Consider the following 19,894-nt stretch of genomic DNA (forward strand, 5'->3'; position numbering starts at 1 on the left):
GAAAAAAGCGTTACCACACGAACCGCCCGACGGTCGAGCGACTGTCCGACCAGCGGGAGCGATGGCCCGCCTCAGGCCTCGTCGACCGTCGTCTCGGTGACGTAGCGGCGGGCGCTCCGGGAGACCTGCTTCGAGTCGGTCACTGCAATCGTCTCGGCGGCGGCGATCTCGGTCGCCGAGTGGCCGACACGAAGTTCGTACTCGCCCTCCTCGACGGCGAGGGTCATCGAGCGGTCGTGGTAGGCGAGCTGGCTCGCACCGAGTTCGAAGGAGACGCGCCTGGACTCGCCGGCGGCCAGTTCGACCCGCTGGAACCCCTTCAGTTCCTGCACGGGACGGGCCTGGGCGGGGTTCTCGGCGGATGCGTACAGCTGGACCACGTCACTGCCGGCGCGGTCGGTCGTGTTCGTGACGGTGACGCTCGCGGTGACCGTGCCCGAAGGATCGACGTTCGCGTCGGACACGTCGAAGTCGGAGTACTCGAAGTCGGCGTAGCTGAGCCCGTGGCCGAACGGATAGACGGGCTGGCCGTCGTCGTAGACGTAGTCCTCGCTGAACGTGTTGGGCTTGCGGCTGTAATGGATCGGGAGCTGACCGACGGATTTGGGCATCGAGACGGGCAGGTGGCCGCCGGAGTCGGTGCCGTCGAAGACCACGTCGACGACGGCGTTGCCGGCTTCCTCGCCGGGGAGCCACGCCTGGACCACGGCCTCGGCGTTCGCGTCGATCTCGGGGATCGCGTGGGGCTTCCCGCTGACGAGGACGACGACGACCGGCGTGTCGGTCCCCTGGACCTGCGCGACGAGTTCCTCCTGCACGCCGGGCAGTTCGAGGTCGGTCACGTCGCAGCCCTCGCCGCTGGTCGGCACCATCGGCTTCTCACGCTTGTCGCCCTCCGCGTCGGAGAAGTCGACGGCCGAGCGGGCGCCGACGAACGCCAGCGCGACGTCCGCGTCCGCGGCGGCTTCGACGGCCCGCTCGATATCGTCGGTAGAGTTGCCCGTCGCGGTACAGCCCTGCGCGTACGCCACGTCGGCGTCGACGCGGTTCTCGATGGCGGCCAGGGGCGTGTCGGCCTCGAACTCGTACTCCTCCTCGGGGTAGTGGGCGGCGTAGGCGTAGTCGCCGAGCATCCCCTTCTTGTCGTCGGCCTTCGGCCCGACCACGGCGACGGACTCGGCGTCGTCGAGCGGCAGGAGGTCGCCCTCGTTCTTCAGGACCACCAGCGACTCGCGCGCGGCTTCGCGAGCGAGTTCAGGGGCTGACTCGTCCTCGTAGGGGTCCGTCGCGCTGTCGACGTCGACCGTCGGGTCCTCGAACAGGCCCTTCTCGAACTTCGCGCGGAGCACCCGGCGGACGGACGCGTCGAGGGACTCCTCGGCGAGGTCGCCCTCGCGGACGGCGTCGGCGAGGGACTCGTAGCAGTCGGTGTTGGGCAGTTCCACGTCGATCCCGGCCTCGACCGCCGAGACCGCCGCCTCCCGCTGGGTCGCGGCGACGCCGTGCTCCTCCCTGAGGAAGTCGACGCTGAAGTAGTCGGAGACGACGTGGCCGTCGAAGCCCCACTCGCCGCGGAGCACGTCGGTCAGCAGTCGCTCGTCCTTCGCGCAGGGGACGCCGTCGATGTCGTGGTAGGCGTTCATCACCGACTCGGCGTCGGCCTCCTGGACGGCGGCCTCGAAGGGGAACATGTGGACCTCCCGGAGCTGGCGCTCGCTGACGTTGACCGACGAGCGGTTCTTCCCGCCCTCGCCGACGCCGTGGCCGACGAAGTGCTTGAGCGTCGCCGCGATCCCGTCGGCGGGCGAGTCGCCCTGGAGTCCGGAGACGTACGCGCAGGCCATCTGCGCGACGAGGTAGGGGTCCTCGCCGAAGGTCTCCTCGACGCGCCCCCACCGCAGGTCGCGGGCCACGTCAAGCACCGGCGAGAGCGCGTGGGCGGTCCCGATGGCTTCCAGCTGGTCGCCGATGGTGTCGGTCACGGCCTCCAGCAGGGCCGGATCCCACGTGCTCGCCATGCCGATGCCCTGCGGGAAGGTCGTCCCCTCCGGCCCCATGTAGCCGCTGAGGCACTCCTCGTGGGGGATCGCCGGGATCCCCAGTCGGGTCTCCTCGGTCAGGAGCCGCTGGAGTTCGTTCGTGATCGCCGCCGCCCGCTCGGGCTGGAGGCTCCCCTCGCCGCCGATCCGGGTGAGATGCCCGATGCCGTCTTCGAGCAGTTCCTCCGCGACCGCCCGGTTGAGTTCGCCGTCCTCGATCAGCTGCTCGCCGCCGTCGCCGTCGGCCTGCCCTTCGGCCTCGTCGGCGATGTCGCGGCTCGGGCTGACCGACCCGAGCTGTGCGGCCTTCTCTTCGAGGGTCATCCGGGAGAGGAGGTCGTCGACGCGCCGGGAGGTCGATACTGTCGGATCTCGGTAGGGGTGGTCGGATTCGGCTCCCATTACGGCCGTGAGGTCGTAATCTTGGACTATAATGGTTCCGGGGCGGCACCTGCCGCTTCGCGACCTGACGGAGTGTCACGCTGGAACGGCACTCACTCGGGAGCGAGTTCGACGGTCGCCCCGCCGTCGCCGAGCATCACGGTATCGCTCAGTTCCGCGCCGTCGACGGTCGCAGTCACCCCGTATTCGCCCTTGAATCCGACCGCCGAAAACGCACCGTCGGGGTCGGTCTCGCCGGACTCCTCGGTCCACCACTCGCCGAAGACGAGGTCGCGGTACTCGGCGAGCGCGGGTTTCTCCTCCCAGCCCGAGGCGAAGAAGGGGGCGTCGTCGCGCCAGTGGAGATCGTCGAGGATCCCCCAGACGAGGAACTGGTCGACGGCCGGGTGGCTGAAGGCCGCCTTCAGGAACGACCGGAAGAACTCGGCTTTCTCCTCCTCGGGCCAGCCGTCGTCGGCCATGTCGAACTCGGTGATCCGCAGGCGGACGTCGTGAGCCGCGTAGCGGTCGAGGCCCTCGACGACCTGTTCGGGCGTCAGCGCGGCGTCCCGGTTGAAGTGACACTGGAGGCCGACGGCGTCGAGCCCCGCGTCCGAGTCGGCCAGGAACCCGATCTGGCGCGCGTAGTCCGCGCGGGTCGACTCGTAGGGACCGGCGAGCGTGTTGTAATCGTTGACCGCGAGGGGCGTTCCCTCGGGGGCCGCCTCGCGGGCCGCGCCGTACCACTCGGCGAGGATCGGCGCCTCGACGGGGTCGACGTCGTCGAGGCTCGTTTCTTCGGTCGCGGCTACGCCGTTGACGGCCTTGACGAATCCCGGCTGGTGGACGACCTCGTTCGCGACCTCCCACTCCGCGATGTCCTCGCCGTAGTGGTCGACGATTGCGGCGACGTGCTCGAGCGACCGCTGGCGGACGTGCTGGGGGTCGAGTTCCGGGTCGGTGACGCCGTTGTCCGCCCACTCGACGCCCATCGCCCGCACGACGTCCGGCGGTACCGCCCACGCGGAGACGTTCGCCCACAGGCAGACGTGGCCGCGCAAGTCGAATCCCCGTTCGAGGAGCCACTCCGTCGTGCCGTCGGCCGTCTCGCGTTCCTCCTCCCAGAAGCGCCACTTGTGGTGGTTGCCGAGGACCGCGAGGTTGAACAGGTCGGTGACGTGCTCGCGATACGGGTCGCCCTCCCCCGTCTCGTCGAGGAGATGGCCGGCGTCGACGGCGGTCCCGAAGCCGAAGTCGTGCTCGCGCATGGCGACCTCGACCGCGGCGCCCTCGACCGGGTCGCCGTCGCTGTCGACCACTTCGACGGTGAGAGCGCTGGTCCGATGCTCGCGGATCCGCTCGTCGGCGGCGACCTCCCAGTCGTCGCGGTCGGTCTCTCCGTCGGTTCCGTCGTCGGGCACTCCGTCCGTCGCCTCGCCGTCGCTCCCGTCTCCGCTCTCACTCCCGGTTTCACCCCCGTTGCCGGCGCTCGTGTCGGTATCGGCCGCACCGCCGTCGGGCGAATCTTGCGCTCCCTGGTCCGTCCGTCCCGGACAGCCCGCGAGTCCGACGGCGGCGAGCGAGCCCAGCAACGATCGCCGGCCGATCGAACGGCGGTCGCTGTCGGTACTGTCCGCTCTCGGTGGATCGTCCGCTGGCATCGATATGCCTCGAAGCTAGTGACTCTCTCACATAACCGTTCCCCTGCCCCGGCTAACGACGGCCGAACGATCGACGGGAAATCACACAGTACCGAAAAGCAGCGGGACCGCTGGACGACCTTTCAGAAACTCGTCCGCAGGTGTTCGATGGAAAAGGGCGCCCCGGGCGTCAGGTGTCGACCGCGCCGCTGGGGAGGTCCTCGACGCTTGCGTCCTGGCCGAAGTAGATCAGCGCGACGCCGCCCACGTCGGTTTCCTGCTGGCCGAACCCGTGGTACATCTCCCACCACCAGTTGCCAGCGTCGGCGCTCCCCTCGTACTTGATGGGGACGTAGTAGCGGGTCCAGACCGACGGCGGTTCGACCTCGGCGTCGGAATAGACCATGTTCGCCCCCGAGTGGTTCTCGTCTTTCACCACCGAGCGAATCGTCGGGGGGTTCGGACTCCCCGCGGTCTTGCGCATGTTGACGACGCCGAGGAGGACATCGCCTTTGTTGACGGCGTGGTCCTCGACGGGCCCGTTCATCGTCACGCTCCACGGGTCGTCGGGCTTCTCGGTGATCGTGAACCGCAGCGCCGCCGAGAACGGCAGGCCGCTGTCGACCGGAATGGACTCGGTTTCGCCGATCTCCGCCCAGACCGAGAAGGCGTCCAGCGTGTCCGCCTCGTTGTCGGCGTAGAGGAACTCGCCGGCGGGTAGCCCCATCTCGTGGAATTCCTCGATGAGCTGGCGGTAGTAGGGGTCCTCGACCTGCGGCCAGTCGCCGGGGACAGTCGGGGCCGGCGTCGGGGTGGCCTCTTCGGTCGGCGTCTGGGTCGGCGTCGGCGTCGGAGTCGACCGATCGACCGTCTGGTAGGACTGCGTCGCCGTGTCCTCGCTGTCGCCGTCGCCACCGGAGCAACCCGCGAGCCCGGCGGCGGCGAGCGCCCCGAGGAGCGACCGCCGCCCCATCGATATCCCGTTCTCGTCCGTTCCGCGTCCCACTCCGTCCGGTTTCCCGTTCATACTACCTATGAGACCGATTGGTTGCCAAAAACGTTCCCTTTGCGTATCACCTCCCGCGCCCGCTCGGTCCCGCGAACACGGTCTCACGACTCGGTCGTCGGGCGGTGGTCCTCCGGTGGCGCACCGGCTTCCCCCGCCGCCAGCGTTTTAGTGGGTGCCGGTGATTCCCATCCCGTATGCAACCGGATTACGACGACTGCTGGCTCCGCTACCGCGAGGTCCGCGACGAGAACCTCCGCGCGTCCTACCGCCGGCTCTGCGCGCACGCCTACGTCTCCGAGCAGTCGCGCGAACTCGGCGCGGTCCGCGAGGAACTCCGCCGCGGTCTCGGTGGCCTGCTCGGCCGGGATCCGCACCTCTGGCAACACCCGCCGCGGACGACCGACGGCTTCCTCGCCGTCGGCACGCCTGCCGACATGGACGTGGTGGCCCACTGTGTCGACGAGGAACGCGTCGCCGACCTCGCCGAAGACGGCTACGTCATCACGACCGGCGAGTGGGAGGGAACGGACGTGCTCGCCGTCTCCGCCTGGTCGGACAGCGGTCTCGTCTACGGTACCTTCCATCTGCTGCGGTTGCTCGCGAACCGCGAACCGATCGACGACCTCGACGTCGTCGAGGAACCAGCTTCCCCCGACCGGCTCATCAACCACTGGGACAACCCCTTCCGCGGGTCGGTCGAGCGCGGCTACGCCGGCCAGTCCATCTTCGACTTCGAGCGGCTGCCCGACCTGCGCGAGCGCTACCGCGACTACGCGCGCCTGCTCGCTTCTGTCGGGATCAACGGCATCGTCCTCAACAACGTCAACACCCAGATCCCCAGGCGAGAGGGCGCCAACGAGGCGATGGACGAACTCGAAGGCTGGCGCCTGCTCGAAACTCGTTATCTGGAGAGGCTGACTGGGCTGGCCTCGCTCTTCCGCCGGTACGGCATCCGGACGTACCTCTCGGTCAACTTCGGCGCACCCGAGAAGATAGGCGGCCTCGACACCGCGGACCCGAACGACGAGCGGGTCGCGCAGTGGTGGGCCGAGAAGGCGACGGAGATCTACGACCTGATCCCCGACTTCGGCGGGTTCCTCGTCAAGGCCGACTCGGAGGGCCAGCCGGGGCCGTACAACTACGACGCCGACCACGTCGACGGCGCGAACGTCCTCGCGCGGGCGCTGGAGCCCCACGGCGGCCGGGTCTGGTGGCGCGCGTTCGTCTACGGGAGCCACAAGGATCGCGCGGTCCAGCAGTACGACACCTTCGAACCGCTCGACGGCGAGTTCCGCGACAACGTCACCGTCCAGGTCAAGAACGGCCCCATCGACTTCCAGCCCCGGGAGCCCGTCTCGCCGGTGTTCGGCCAGATGCCCGAGACCGATCTGGGCCTCGAACTCCAGATCACCGGCGAGTACACCGGCCAGCACGTCCACGCCTGCTACCACGTTCCGATGTGGAAGGAGGTGCTGGAGTTCGACACCGACCCCGAGGGCCACGGCAAGCAGGTCAAGGACCTGTTCACCGATCCCGGAACGGGCATGGCCGGCGTCGGCGGCCCCGGCGAGGACAGGAACTGGACCGGTCACTACCTCGCGCAGGCGAACCTCTACGGCTACGGCCGCCTCGCGTGGGACCCCGACCTCGAAACGGGCGAGATCACCGACGAGTGGGTCCGCCAGACGTTCGGTCACGACCCCAACGTGGTCGAGACGATCACCGAGATCATGCACTCGACGTGGCCCGCGGTCATCGATTACTCGACCGGCGGTCTCGGGCTGCTGCACATGATGTACAACGGCGAGGCCTACCTGGAGAACCACTACGATCCGGGTCCCGAGGAGTGGCCCGGCTACACCGGCGCGACCGAGGACGGCATCGGGAAGGACCGCAACTCGGCGGGCAACGGCTACGCCCAGCAGTACCCCGACGCGCTGGCCGAGCTGTACGACGACCCCGAGACCTGCCCGGAGGAGTTGCTCCTGTTCTTCCACCACCTCCCCTGGGACTACGAACTGCCGGACGGCCGGACGGTCGTCCAGACGCTGTACGACAACCTCTACGCGGGCGTCGAGGAGGTCGAGCGCCTGCGCGAAGAATGGGAGACGCTCGACGGCGCGATCGACGACGAGCGACATCGCCACGTCGCCGAGCGGTTCGACGAGCAGGTCGCACACGCCGGGATCTGGCGCGACCGGCTCGCCGAGTTCTTCGACGACCGCTCGGGGATCGCCGACGAGCGGGGCCGCGTTCCGCGCGGAGACTGAGGGGTCTGCGTCGCAGTCGTCCCCACTGTTTTCCGGGGCTCGGGTTCGGTGCCGATCAGACCGAATCGAAGGTCCACAGCTGGTTGCCGTCGCCGGACCAGCTGTACTGCTGGACGTTAGCGCCGTCGCTGGTCGACGACCCCTCGACGTCGAGCGCCTTGTCGCTGTGGACCGGCTGGACGTGGTACTGGCCGCCGCCCTGGTCGTGCAGGTGGAAGCGCTGGTTGTCGCCGCCGCCGTCGCTGTACTGCTGGACGTTGGCACCGTCTTCGGTCGAGGCGCTCGCGACGTCCAGCACCTTCCCGCTGTTGACGTTCTCGATGCGGTAGACGCCGCCGCCGGTGTCCTCGACGTTCCACTGCTGGTTGGCGCCGCCGCCGTAGGAGTACTGCTGGACGTTGGCACCGTCTTCGGTCGAGGCGCTCGCGACGTCCAGCACCTTCCCGCTGTTGACGTTCGTGATTCGGTAGGTGCCGGTCGCGACCGACCCGCTGGATCCGCCGCTGTCGTCGTCATCGCCACCGCCACCACTACCGCCGTCGGACTCACCGACGGTGACGTTGGAACTCCCGCTGCTCTGGTAGCCCTCGGTGGCGAGGATCTGGTAGTCGTGGGCACCGATGTCCATCCCGTTGCTGGCCCACGCGTCGAAGTGGTTGCCGGTGGTGATAGTGCCGCCCGTCCGCGTGTTCTGTCGGACGCTCCAGTACTGCGGGAAGGTGGCGGTCCCCTCGATCGAGGGGGCGTTCTCCCGCAGCGACTCGTAGATGTCGTAGGTCCCCCCGTCGGTGTCGACGGTCCCCTTGTAGTCGTGTTCCGGCCGGTAGCTGCCGTGGTCCTCGACGATGTAGTATTCGACCAGCGGGTCCGTGGTCCAGCCGTAGAGGCACAGGTACCCGTTGCTCCCCGGGTCGAACGTCGACGCCTCGTAGTCGACGGTCCGGGCGGCGCCGGTCTCCCAGCCCTTGCCGCAGACGAAGTTTCCGGTGTTGTTCCACTCGACGCTGTAGTTGCCGCCGTCGCCCAGCGTCATCGAGACGGTCCCCTCGTCGTTGGTCCAGAACGAGTAGTAGTAGCCGTCGTCGGTGCCGGTCTGGTTCGTCGTGATCGCCGCCGCGGCCGGACTCGTCGCCGCTCCGATGCCGACGCTCGCCGCCGCTGCGCCGGCCACCGTCTTCAGGTAGTCGCGCCGACCGCATCCGCCGCCGTGGTCGTGGAGTGATGCCTCTTCTCCGTGTGGTTTGCTGTCTCTTGGCATGGAGCGCACCTCCAGTTCGGGCGACGTTCGTGATGTACATAAAATTTAGGCTTAAATAACATTCTATATTGAATTAATCTTTGTCCAACAGTAGGAGAGTGGCAAGTAACTGTACCTACCCGGGGCACTCACGGGATCGAACCGCCAGGCACGGACACTCCGAAAAGTCGGAACGGGGATCGGGGAGCAGGGCGATTTCGGAGAGAACGAGGTAGTGAGTGGGAAAACGTGGTTACGGCCGGTCGGCAACGATCACGTACCGCTCGCCCGCCGAAGCGTCGAAGGCAAGCACGTCATCCTCGCGCTCAGTCTCGACGGGAGTGCCGTCGGCCGTCTCCACGTGGTCGATGTCGACATCGGCGACGTCGATCCGGCACGGCGCGTCGCGGTCGGCGCGGACGGTCGCCTCGACGAGTCGCCCGTCGTGCCAAGAGAGGTCGACTTCGAACCCGCCGCGGGCGCGCAGGCCGGTGACGGATCCCTCGTCCCACCCCTCGGGGAGCGCGGGGAGGAGTCGCAGTTCGCCACCGTGGCTCTCGAGGAGCGCCTCGGCGATGCCCGCCGTCCCGCCGAAGTTCCCGTCGATCTGGTACGGCGGGTGCGAGTCGAGCAGCGAGTCGTACGTCGAGTCCGCGAGGAGTTTGTGAACGTGGTCGGCGACGCCTTCGCCATCTCGGAGCCGGGCGAACAGTGAGATGGTCCACGCGCAGGACCAGCCCGTGTGGCCGCCGCCGTTGTCCAGGCGCCGTTCGAGCGACGTCTGGACGGCGTCGCGGACTGCCGAGCTGTCCAACGCGATGTCGTCGTCGAAGAGGACGTCGGCGGGGTAGAACCCGACGAGGTGGGAGACGTGGCGGTGACCCGGGTTCACTTCCTCGTAGTCGGCCAGCCACTCTTGCAGAGCGCCGTCGTCGCCGACCTGCATCGGCGGGAGTCGGCCGAGCGCCTCGTCGAGTTCGGCGGCGAAGTCGGCATCGCGGTCGAGTCGGTCGGCCGCCTCGATACAGTGACCGAACAGGTCGCGGATCAGCTGTACGTCCATCGTCGGCGCGATGCAGGTCGTCGCCTCCTGCCCGTCGGCGGTCCGGAACTGGTTCTCCGGTGACGCCGACGGCGCGGTCACCAGCCAGTCCTCCTCGGGGTGCTCGACGAGGTAGTCGAGCAGGAACTCGGCCGCTTCCCTGAGCGTCGGATAGATCCGTTCGAGGTCGCCCTCGTCGCCGGAGAAGGCGTACTGCTCCCAGAGGTTCTGGCAGAGCCAGGCGGCGCCCGTCGGCCAGTGACCCCAGTGGGCGTCGACCGTCTGGCTGGTCGTGTGCCAGCGGTCGCTCTGGAGGTGGACACAGAACCCGTCGCAGCCGTAACGGTCGCGGGCCGTCCGCCGGCCGGGTTCCCGCAGGTCGTCGACGAACGAGACCAGCGGCTCGGCGCACTCGGCGAGGTTCGTCACCTGGGCGTGCCAGTAGTTCATCTCCAGGTTGACGTCCAGCGTGTAGTTCGAGTCCCACGGCGGGTAGTACTCCTCGTTCCAGATGCCCTGGAGGTTCGCCGGGAGCGTCCCCGGCCGCGAGGAGCCAAGCAGGAGATACCGGCCGTACTGGAAGTACAGCCGTTCGAGGTGGGGATCGCGGGCGCCGTCGCGGACGCGGTCGAGGCGCTCATCCGTCGGCAGGTCGACCGGCTCGCCCACGTCGAGTCGCACCCGGTCCATGTGCTCGCGGTGGTCCGCGACGTGGCGCTCCCGGATCGCCGCGTAGTCCTCGTCCGCGAGCGCGTCGAGCGTCTCGCGGCAGGGTTCCGTCGGGTCGCCGTCCGACGGCGCGGTCTCGGCGGTGAACAGCACGGTCACGGCGTCGGCGTCGCGGACGACGACGCCTTCGTCGCTGTCGAAGAACTCGTCGCCGTCCTCGCTGTCTTCGGTCTCGACTTCGGAGGCGGCGACGACGGTCCCGCCTTCCGCGCGGACTTGCGCTCGCCCCTCGAAGCGGGGTCCCCAGCCGCCGGGCTCGACTTCTTCGTCCTCGCCGGGGACGCCGACGACCTGTCCGCGGAGGACGACCGTCTCGTCGACGACGCCCGTGCGGGCGCAGCGCTCGCGATCGAGGTGAATCCGGGCGTCGAAGGCGCCCTGGTCTTCGCACTCCAGTCGGACCGCGAGCACGTCGTCGGGCGCGCTCGCGAAGTATTCGCGGTCGAAGCGGGTCCCGTCGACCTCGTACTCGACCCGGGCGATCCCGTCCCGGAGGTCGAGCGAGCGCCGGTACTCCTCCGGGTCGTCGTGGCCCGGCAGGTCGAGGCGGAGGTCGCCGAACGGCTGGTACGGCGGGACGCCCTGCGCGTCGGTGACGAAGCGCTCGTTGCAGAGCCGCTGGGCCTGCTCGAACTCGCCGGCCCAGAGCCGGTCGCGGACCGCGTCGAGGTCCTCGGGGCCGCCGTCGGGCGTCCGGTCGGCGAAGTCGCCGAGCCAGAGGCGGTCCTCGTTGAGCGCGACCCGCTCGCGGTCGGGTCGTCCGTGGACCATCCCGCCGAGGTGGCCGTTACCGACCGGCAGCGCCTCGACCCACTCGGCCGCGGGGGCGTCGTACCACAGGCGGTCGGTGCTGCGATCGTCCCTCATCGCTGGATCGGGCGTGATACCGCGGTTTCGTTCGATAACGGGGCCGACGGCGTGCGTCGTGGAGGGCGCACAGTTCGTGACATGGGCCCAACATCCCGGGGTGACGTATTGAATCCACTCATCGGGGACCGCACGGCGTCGGTCGGGGCGGCCAGCGGGACCGAGTTTTAAGATACTGACCGCGCTACGGGGTGTATGGCTACTGGAGGCAGTGAGCCCTCCCCCCCTCTGGAGCGACTGCCGATGCGAGTGGGGGCGGGCCAGTTCATGGACCCGACGCCCGAACGCTTGCGCTACGTGAAACAACTCGGCGGGTCGGACGTGCTCCTGAACATGTATCAGGTCGACGACCCGGGCTACGAGCACATGCCCGACGACGAGCGGGTGCCGCTGTCGGGCGAGGGTCCGTGGTCGGTCGATTCACTGCGGGAACTGCGCGAGCGGGTCGAGGCCGAGGGGTTACGGCTCACCGCCATCGAGAACGTCCCCGCCTCGTTCTACGAGGACGTGATGCTGGGCGGGCCAAACCGCGACGCGCAACTGGCGGCGCTCAAGGAGACGATCCGGAACATGGGCGAAGCGGGTATCCCGATCTTCGGGTATCACTGGGCGCCGGCGGGCGTCTGGCGGACCGGGTGGGCGAGGGCCCGCGGCGGCGCGGAAGTCTCCGTGTTCGACGCCGACGCGACCGACACCGAGGAACTGACTCACGACCGGGAGTACTCCGAGACCGAACTCTGGACCAACTACGAGTATTTCCTCGACGAACTGCTCCCCGTCGCGGAAGAAGCCGGTGTGACGCTCGCGCTGCATCCGAGCGACCCGCCGATGGAGCGGCTGGGAGGCATCCCGCAGCTGTTCCGCAACTTCGAGAACTTCAGGCGCGCGATGGACTACCGCGACAGCGACCATCACGGACTGGACCTGTGTCTCGGGTGCTGGTCGGAGATGGGGGCGCCGCTCGACGACGTGATCCGCTATTTCGGCGAGCGCGACGAACTCGTCTACGTCCACTTCCGCGACGTCTCCGGCGCGGTCCCGGCGTTCACCGAAGACTTCCTCGACGAGGGGACCTACGACGAGTACGCGCTCCTCAAACTGCTGGAGGAGGTCGGCTTCTCCGGGTTGATGATCCCCGACCACACGCCGCACCTCGAAGACGACACCGACTGGGAACACCGCGGGCGGGCCTACACTATCGGCTACATCCGCGGCATGCTCCGCGCCATGCGCGCCGAGTCGGATGGCGACGCTCTCGACCAGTAGACTGCGACGCTCTGTTTTCTGGTACTTCCGCGGCTCCGCGTACAGACCCCAGTTAGCGACGCTTCGCTGCCGAGTGCTGTCGCGTCTGCTACGCTTTCCGCTCGCGCCACACCGCAAGGTCCGTTGACACGAACCGTTCCACCGATGATGGACTTGCTCCAACACGATCGAATGTGATGGAAAATCGCCGGACTGCACGGGTCCGGAGTCGCATTTCGATCTATATGTGAGTGATTGGACGGGATGAGAGCGCCGCTCGGCAGACAGGCATAAGACTGTAATTTCGGCCCCTGTTTCCATTATCACTGGATTTTATCAGCCTGAAATGAGTAGCGATGGTATGGAGATCACGCGTCCCGGTGACAGCGGCGATCTGGTGAAGTCGGTCGAGCGGGCCTTCGCAGTCGTCGACGTGCTTCGGAGCGAGGGGACAGTCCGGATCGACGACGTGGCCTCGACGCTGGACATCCCGACGAGTACCGCCCACGTCCACCTGAAGACGCTCGAATCGGTCGGGTACGTCGTCAGGGACAGCGATGGCTACCGACTGAGCTGTCGGTTCCTCCGCGACGGCGTCGCCGTCCGCGACCGGAAGACCGTCTATCGAGCGACCCGGTCGGAGATCGACGACCTCGCGGAGCAGACGGGCGAAGTCGCAAATCTCGGCGTCGAAGAGAACGGCCAGCGGATCCTCCTCTACCAGGCCGAAGGGACAGAAGCGGTCTACGACAACGCGCCCGTCGGCGAGTACACTAACATGCACTGGACCGCCCTCGGCAAGGCCATCCTCGCGCACCTCCCCGAGTCCTACGTCGACCAGATCGTCGAGGCCTACGGCTTGCCGGGCGCCCGCGAGGCGACGATCACGGATCGCGACCGCCTCGACGAGGAACTGGCGCGCATCCTCGACCGCAACTACGCGCTCGAAGACGAGGAGCGCCGCGAGGGCATCCGCTCGCTCGCGAGCCCCATCGTGGTCGACGATACCGTCGTCGGCGCCATCTCCATCTCCGGTCCGAAGGAACGACTCGACGACGACCGGATCGCCGACGAACTCCTCCCGCAGTTACGCAACGCTGTCAACGTGGTCGAAGTGAAGTACGCCTACGACTGACGCCAGTGAGCTTCCGCGGGATGCTCGGGCGGTTCACTCCCCGCGGCAGTAGGGAATGATCGTCTCCTCGTAGTGAGCCATCGTCTCCTCGAAGTCGCCGACGGGGATGAGGACGACGTTGTCCAGCCCCGCGTCGACCCAGCGTTCGAGGTCCGCGATGGCGTCCTCGGGCGTCCCCGAGACCGTCACCTCCTCGACGGCTTCGTCGGGGATCCGGTCGGCTGCGGCCAGCAGCCGCTCCTCTTGCTCCTCGTCGAAAGCCATCTCGAACATGATCGGCGTGTCCGCGGCGATGTCCTCGTACCCCATCTTCTCCAGCAGCGGCGGGCGCAGGGCGAGGCTCGTCCGGTTGCGCTCGATGGCGGCCTCGCGGGCGGCGTCGCCGTCGTCGGAGACGCTCGTGGGAATCATCACGGCCCGGTCGATGTCGTCGGGGTCGCGCCCGCGGTCGTCGGCGACGTCGAGGACGCGCTGGAGGTCCTGTTCGTACTGGTCGGGCGCGTGGATCCACGGGAACCACCCGTCAGCGTGTGCGCCGGTGAACCCGCGCATGCTCGGGCCGTACCCGCCGACCCACATCGGCGGCCGGGGCTCCTGCACGGGTTTCAGGCCCATGTGCGCGCGGTTCAACTCGTAGAACTCGCCGTGGAACTCGACCGGGTCGTCGGCGGTCGGGTCCCACAGTTCGTCGATCACCTCGAACGCCTCGCTGAACCGGCCGAACGGGTCCGACCAGTCGAGATCCTCGATCGGTGTGAAGTTGAACGCCTCGCCGGCCCCGATGCCGAGGCCGAACCGGCCGTCGGTCATCCGGTCGAGCGTCACGCCGACGTGCGCGAGTTCGGTCGGGTGTCGGCGAACCGAATCGGTGACGCCGGGCATTACCATCGCCTCGTCTGTGTGCTGGGCGATCGCAGCGAGGACAGTGAACGCTTCCCACGGCGGGTCGACGAGGAACTCCTCGGACCCCGTCGGATGGAACAGGTGGTCCGGGACAGTGATAACGTCGAACCCCGCCTCCTCGGCCCTGGCGGCGTCCTCGACGGTCCCCTGCACGTCGCCGTAGGTCACGACCTGGCAACCGAAACGCAGGTCCTGCAGGTCTCGCTGGCTCATACTCGCGACCTCGCCCGATCGGTGTAAATAGCTGACTCTTCGTGTCTGCCGTCTTACTGGAACCCCGTTCCACGGCGGGGGATCGCGACGCGTACCTTTATCTGTGACTCGGCGGTACGACGCGCCATGAGTTTCCTCGACGAGACGTACCTGCTCGAAACCGGGGCAGCCGAGACGCTCTACGAGGGGATCGCGGACCGACCGATCCTCGACCCGCACACTCACGCCGACGTCGTCGAGATCGTCGAGAACGACGGCTGGGACGACATCTGGGAGGTGCAGGGCGCGACCGACCACTACGTCTGGTCGATGATGCGAAAGCGCGGCGTCGACGAGGAACTGATCACCGGGGACGCGACCAACCGAGAGAAGTGGACCGCCTTCGCCGAGGTCGTCCCCGAGATGGCCGGCAACCCCGTCTACGAGTGGCTTCACCTCGATCTGAAGCGGCGATTCGGCATCGAAAAGCCGGTCTCCACCGAGACCGCCGACGAGATCTGGGCCGAGACCAGCGAACAGCTAGAGCGCGACGACATGCGCCCGCAGGAACTCCTGCGCGAGATGGGCGTGGAGGTCGTCGGCACGACGGACGACCCGACGGACAATCTGGCGTACCACGAACGCGCGGTCGAGGAGGTCGACGGCGTCGACGTCCGGCCGACGTGGCGGGGCGACCGCGCTGTCAACGTCCAGAACGCCGACTTCGACGAGTTCGTCGCGGACCTCGACGACGCGACCGACTTCGACCCCGACGACGTCGACGGCTTCCGTGCCGCGCTGGAGGCGACCCACGACCGCTTCGCCGAGCGCGGCTGCGTGGCCTGCGACATCGGCATCAGAGAGCCCGTCTCGCGGCCCGTCAGCGACGAGCGCGCCCGGGAGATATTCGACAAGCGCCGGGCGGGCAAGCAACTGAGTGAGCGGGAGATCGAGGACTTCCAGGCGTACATGCTGGCGTTCGTGACCGAACTGAACGTCGAGAAGGGCTGGGTCACCCAGCTCCACATGGGGCCCGTCCGCCACTACCGGCAGGAACTCTACGAGACGATCGGTCCGGCAGCGGGAGGCACCGCCACGACCGGCGACCTGAACCTGACAGAGGGACTGCGTCACCTCGTCAACCGCTTCGACGGCGAGGGCGAGATAGTCCTCTACGTCGTCGATCCGACGCATTACCCGTCGATCACGACCATCGCGCGGGCGTTCCCCAACGTCAGTGTCGGCCCGGCGTGGTGGTACAACGACAGCCCGTTCGGGATGGACCACCAGCTCGACTACGCCGGGAGCGTCGACTTGCTGGCCAACCACGCCGGAATGGTCAGCGACTCGCGCAAGCTCCTCTCGTTCGGCTCGCGCTTCGAGATGTTCCGCCGGACGCTCGCCAACGTCGTCGGCCGGAAGGTCGAACGCGGACAGATGCCCCTCGACGTGGCCGAGAATCTCGTCGAACACGTCGCCTACGAGCGCCCGCGGGAACTCTACGGATTCTGAACCGGCCGTGCCGTCGGTGGACTGTCGGCCACCGACGCGAACTCGCTACGCCTCGTAGTTCGCGAGCGTCTCCTTGATCGCGTGGTAGGCGGGTTTTGGGTCGTTGCCGGCGTCGAACAGCAGCGGGTCGCCGGTCAGCGACTCGAACCAGCCGGGGACCCACGAGTCGGAGTCGCGGACGCCCCAGACGACCAGCGTGTCGACGCCCTCGTCGAGACAGACTTCCGTGATCTCCCGGTAGTAATCGGCCTGTTTCTGCCAGCGGGCGTCCCTGTCCCCGGGGTCGTCTTCGGGCGTGTAGGCCACGTCCATCTCGGTGATCTGTACGTCGAGGCCGAGGTCTTTGAACCGGCGGATATTCTCGGCGACCGACTCTGGGGCGGGCTTCTCGTGGAGGGCGTGCAGCTGGAGGCCGACGCCGTCGATGGGGACGCCGCGGTCGAGCAGCCGAGAGACCAGATCGTAGATGGCGTCGGACTTCTCGTTGACGCCGTCGGCGCCGTAGTCGTTGTAGTACAGGTCCGTGTCGGGGGCGACCTCGTCCGCCCACTCGAAGGCCAGATCGAGGTGCTCCTCGCCCATCGCGTCGTACCAGAGGGTGTCCCGCATGGTCCCGTCGTCGGCGACGGCCTCGTTGACCACGTCCCACGCGTCGACTTTGCTGCGGTAGCGGCCCGCGGTCGTGTGGACGTGGTCGCGCAGGAAGTCCTCGAGTTGGCCGTCCGTGTAGTCCCACTCCTGGAACCACTCGGGCGTCTGGTTGTGCCACGCGAGCGTGTGCGCGCGGGCAGTCTGGTCATGTTCTCCCGCGTAGTCGACCACCGCGTCGGCGTCGCGGAAGTCGTACGTGTGCCGCGAGGGGCGGAGCAGCCCCATCTTCAGCGCGTTCTCGGCGGTGAAGTAGTTGAATTCGTTGCGGAGGATCTTCTTGTAGGAGGCATCGGTCCGAAGCGGTTCGGCCGCGACGGCGGCGCCGATCTCGAAGTCCCGATCCGCGGCGACGTCTCGGAGTCGTCGCTGATCTGCCATACCTGCTAGGCAGAATCCACGTTGAAAAATGTATCGGGTGCCTATTCGGAGACGAAGGGAAACGTAAAGGTGGATCCGTGGGAGTCTCCGCGCATGCAGGTCGAGACCCTGAGAAGGGAGACTGACGGCCCGCTGTTCGACGCGGGTGGGAATCGCATCAAACTGCAGGTCATCGACGAGGAGATCGTCCGCCTCGTCTACACGGCCGGCGAGACGATCCCGGACCCCGAGAGTCCGATGGTCGTCGAGCAGGAGCCGAGCGGGGAGTGGGACCTGATCGAGCGCGAGGCGGCGTTCGAACTCGTCACGGAGGCGCTGCGGGTCGAACTCGACCGCGAGACGGGGGCGATCACCTGGCGCGACGCCGGCGGCCGGCGGCTCGTGAGCGAACCCGAGGAGGGCGGCAAGTCCGTCGTCCGCGTGTCGCCCGAGGAGCTGACCGTCGGCGACAGCGAGGTGGCGACGCCGCGCGACTCGCTCGATCGCGAGGCGTACTCGACGCGGCTGGATCTGGAGTTCGCCGACGACGAGGCCATCCTCGGCCTCGGCCAGCACGACGAGGGCGTCGCGAACTACCGCGGCGAGGAACAGACTCTCTACCAGGGCAACACGAAGGTCGCGATGCCCGCGTTCCTGTCCACGCAGGGCTACGGGATGTTTTGGAACACGGGCTCGTTGACCTCGTTCCACGACGACCAGCACGGCTCGTACGTCTGGACCGAGTGCGACGACGCCCTCGACGTGTTCTTCGTCGCGGGCGAACCGGACGAGGTCATCGCGGGCTTCCGCGAGCTGACCGGGGAGTCGACGATGCTCCCGAAGTGGTCCTACGGCTACGTCCAGTCCAAAGAGCGCTACGAGACCGCCGACGAACTGGTCGAGGTCGCCGAGGAGTACCGCGAGCGGGAGATCCCGATCGACTGCATCGTCCAGGACTGGCAGTACTGGCCCGACACCGAGGACCACCACCCGAACTTCGAGGAGTGGGACGGGCCCGAGGGCGACTGGGGCCAGTGGGGCCAGAAGTCGTTCGCCCCAGACCGGTTCCCCGATCCGTCGGCGATGATGGACGAACTCCACGAGCGGAACGTCCGACTGATGATCTCCATCTGGCCGAACATGCTCGCCGGCGAGAACTACGACGAGATGAGCGAGGCCGGGCACATCCTCGACGACGAGGACGTGCCGGCGCCGGGGAACGAACAGCGCTACTACAACGCCTTCTCCGAGGAAGCGCGAGACATCTACTGGAAGCAGACCAAGGAAGGGCTGTTCGACCACGGCGTCGACGCGTGGTGGTGTGACTCGACGGAGCCATACGACCCGACGTGGACGCTGCCGACGGCGCCCGAGCCCCACCGTCTCGCCCAGCACACGACGGACGCGTTCAAGCACGTCCTCGACCCGGGATACCTCAACACCTACTCGCTCCATCAGGCGAAGGGGATGTACGAGGGCCAGCGCGAGGCCACCGACGACAAGCGCGTCATCAACCTCACACGCTCTGGCTACCCGGGCCAGCAGCGCTACGGCGCGATCACGTGGTCCGGCGACATCGAGGCGACGTGGGAGCGCTACCGCAACCAGATCGCCGACGGCCTGCAGTTCACCGCCGCGGGCAACCCCAAGTGGACGCTGGACATCGGCGCGTTCTTCGCCGGCAACGCCGACTACTCGTGGATCATCGACGGCGACTTCGACGAGGGCAACGAGGACGCCGGCTACCGCGAACTGTACGTCCGCTGGTTCCAGTACGGCGCCTTCCTGCCGCTGTTCCGCTCGCACGGCACCCACACCGCCCGCGAGATGTGGCGCTTCGGCGAACCCGGCGAGCGCACCTACGACACGCTCGTCAAGTTCGACCGCCTGCGCTACCGGCTCATGCCGTACATCTACTCGCTGGCCGGCTGGGAGACCCACCGCGACTACACGATGTACCGCCACCTCGCGCTTTCGTTCCCCGACGACGAGGCGGCCCACGAGGTCGGCGACCAGTTCATGTTCGGCCCGTCGCTCATGGTCTGTCCGGTCACCGAACCGATGTACTACGGCCCCGACTCCGAACCGCTGGAGGAGAAGGCGAAGGCCCGCGAGGTGTACCTGCCCGAGGACACCGAGTGGTACGACTTCTGGACGGGCGAGCGCTACGAGGGCGGCCAGACGATCATCGCCGACGCGCCCCTGGAGAAGATCCCGCTGTTCGTGAAAGCCGGGAGCGTCGTGCCGATGGGGCCGGTCGTCCAGCACACCGGCGAGCAACCCGATGCGGACTGGGAACTGCGCGTCTATCCGGGCCGCGACGGCGAGTTCGACGTCTACGAGGACGCGGGCGACGGCTACGACTACGAGGACGGCGAGTACGCCTTCACCCCGATCCGCTGGGACGATACGGCGAGCGAACTGACCATCGACGACCGCGACGGGTCGTTCCCGGAACTCGTCGCGGAACGCGACTTCGAGGTGGTCGTCGTCGGCGAGGGCCGCGGCGTCGGTATCGAAGCCGCCGAGAGCGACGCGACCGTCTCCTACGACGGGTCGGCGACGACGGCCGACATCGACCGCTGAACGGCGGCCGACTCGGTCGGCGTCGACTATCGTCGCCCGGTCGACTCGGTGGTCGGCCGTCACCTGCCGGTTGCTGACGGTCGCTGGGTGGCGGAAACG

12 protein-coding genes are annotated in these 19,894 nt (G+C 67.8%); 5 read left to right on the forward strand and 7 right to left on the reverse strand.

The genetic code is table 11. The annotated features are described in order from the left end of the window. Positions 1 to 71 precede the first annotated feature (71 nt). From AB2U09_RS17840 to AB2U09_RS17850, 3 genes are all read right to left on the reverse strand, one after another. Positions 72 to 2,363, reverse strand: coding sequence for a glycoside hydrolase family 3 N-terminal domain-containing protein (locus AB2U09_RS17840; protein ID WP_459194280.1), 2,292 nt, complete (start codon positions 2,361 to 2,363; stop codon positions 72 to 74). 170 nt (positions 2,364 to 2,533) lie between these two features. After that, complete coding sequence (locus AB2U09_RS17845; RefSeq protein ID WP_459194081.1) at positions 2,534 to 4,081, reverse strand: endo-1,4-beta-xylanase; 1,548 nt, start codon at positions 4,079 to 4,081, stop codon at positions 2,534 to 2,536. Positions 4,082 to 4,250: 169 nt separating this feature from the next. Then, entirely contained in the window at positions 4,251 to 5,087 is an 837-nt protein-coding gene (locus AB2U09_RS17850) for a hypothetical protein (protein WP_459194082.1), read from the reverse strand. Positions 5,088 to 5,263: 176 nt separating this feature from the next. Here AB2U09_RS17850 and AB2U09_RS17855 point away from each other — a divergent pair, with 176 nt between their 5' ends. Beyond that, positions 5,264 to 7,339, forward strand: coding sequence for an alpha-glucuronidase family glycosyl hydrolase (locus tag AB2U09_RS17855; protein WP_459194083.1), 2,076 nt, complete (start codon positions 5,264 to 5,266; stop codon positions 7,337 to 7,339). 55 nt (positions 7,340 to 7,394) lie between these two features. Here the strand turns inward: AB2U09_RS17855 and AB2U09_RS17860 are convergent, their stop codons facing one another. Both AB2U09_RS17860 and AB2U09_RS17865 read right to left on the reverse strand, forming a co-directional pair. After that, complete coding sequence (locus AB2U09_RS17860; protein ID WP_459194084.1) at positions 7,395 to 8,597, reverse strand: glycoside hydrolase family 11 protein; 1,203 nt, start codon at positions 8,595 to 8,597, stop codon at positions 7,395 to 7,397. A gap of 232 nt (positions 8,598 to 8,829) precedes the next feature. Continuing rightward, the gene (locus AB2U09_RS17865) at positions 8,830 to 11,214 is read right to left on the reverse strand and encodes a glycoside hydrolase family 95 protein (RefSeq protein ID WP_459194085.1); all 2,385 of its coding nucleotides are present in this window, start codon (positions 11,212 to 11,214) and stop codon (positions 8,830 to 8,832) included. Positions 11,215 to 11,409: 195 nt separating this feature from the next. Here AB2U09_RS17865 and AB2U09_RS17870 point away from each other — a divergent pair, with 195 nt between their 5' ends. Both AB2U09_RS17870 and AB2U09_RS17875 read left to right on the forward strand, forming a co-directional pair. Next, complete coding sequence (locus AB2U09_RS17870) at positions 11,410 to 12,480, forward strand: mannonate dehydratase (protein WP_459194086.1); 1,071 nt, start codon at positions 11,410 to 11,412, stop codon at positions 12,478 to 12,480. A gap of 340 nt (positions 12,481 to 12,820) precedes the next feature. Beyond that, positions 12,821 to 13,594, forward strand: a complete 774-nt coding sequence (locus tag AB2U09_RS17875) for an IclR family transcriptional regulator (RefSeq protein WP_459194087.1) — start codon at positions 12,821 to 12,823, stop codon at positions 13,592 to 13,594. Positions 13,595 to 13,627: 33 nt separating this feature from the next. Here AB2U09_RS17875 and AB2U09_RS17880 read toward each other — a convergent pair whose 3' ends face one another. Continuing rightward, on the reverse strand, positions 13,628 to 14,710 hold the full coding sequence (locus tag AB2U09_RS17880; RefSeq protein ID WP_459194088.1) for an LLM class flavin-dependent oxidoreductase: 1,083 nt from the start codon (positions 14,708 to 14,710) through the stop codon (positions 13,628 to 13,630). 126 nt (positions 14,711 to 14,836) lie between these two features. Between AB2U09_RS17880 and uxaC the strand changes: the two genes are divergently transcribed. Then, positions 14,837 to 16,201 (forward strand): glucuronate isomerase, encoded by a 1,365-nt coding sequence (gene uxaC, locus AB2U09_RS17885; protein ID WP_459194089.1) that lies wholly within the window; start codon positions 14,837 to 14,839, stop codon positions 16,199 to 16,201. 45 nt (positions 16,202 to 16,246) lie between these two features. Here uxaC and AB2U09_RS17890 read toward each other — a convergent pair whose 3' ends face one another. After that, complete coding sequence (locus AB2U09_RS17890; protein ID WP_459194090.1) at positions 16,247 to 17,230, reverse strand: endo-1,4-beta-xylanase; 984 nt, start codon at positions 17,228 to 17,230, stop codon at positions 16,247 to 16,249. A gap of 93 nt (positions 17,231 to 17,323) precedes the next feature. Between AB2U09_RS17890 and AB2U09_RS17895 the strand changes: the two genes are divergently transcribed. Further along, a complete protein-coding gene (locus AB2U09_RS17895; protein ID WP_459194091.1) occupies positions 17,324 to 19,795 on the forward strand; it encodes a glycoside hydrolase family 31 protein in 2,472 nt (823 codons plus the stop codon). The last annotated feature ends 99 nt before the right edge of the window (positions 19,796 to 19,894 follow it).

The sequence above is a fragment of the Halosimplex yunnanense genome (genome assembly GCF_054504345.1).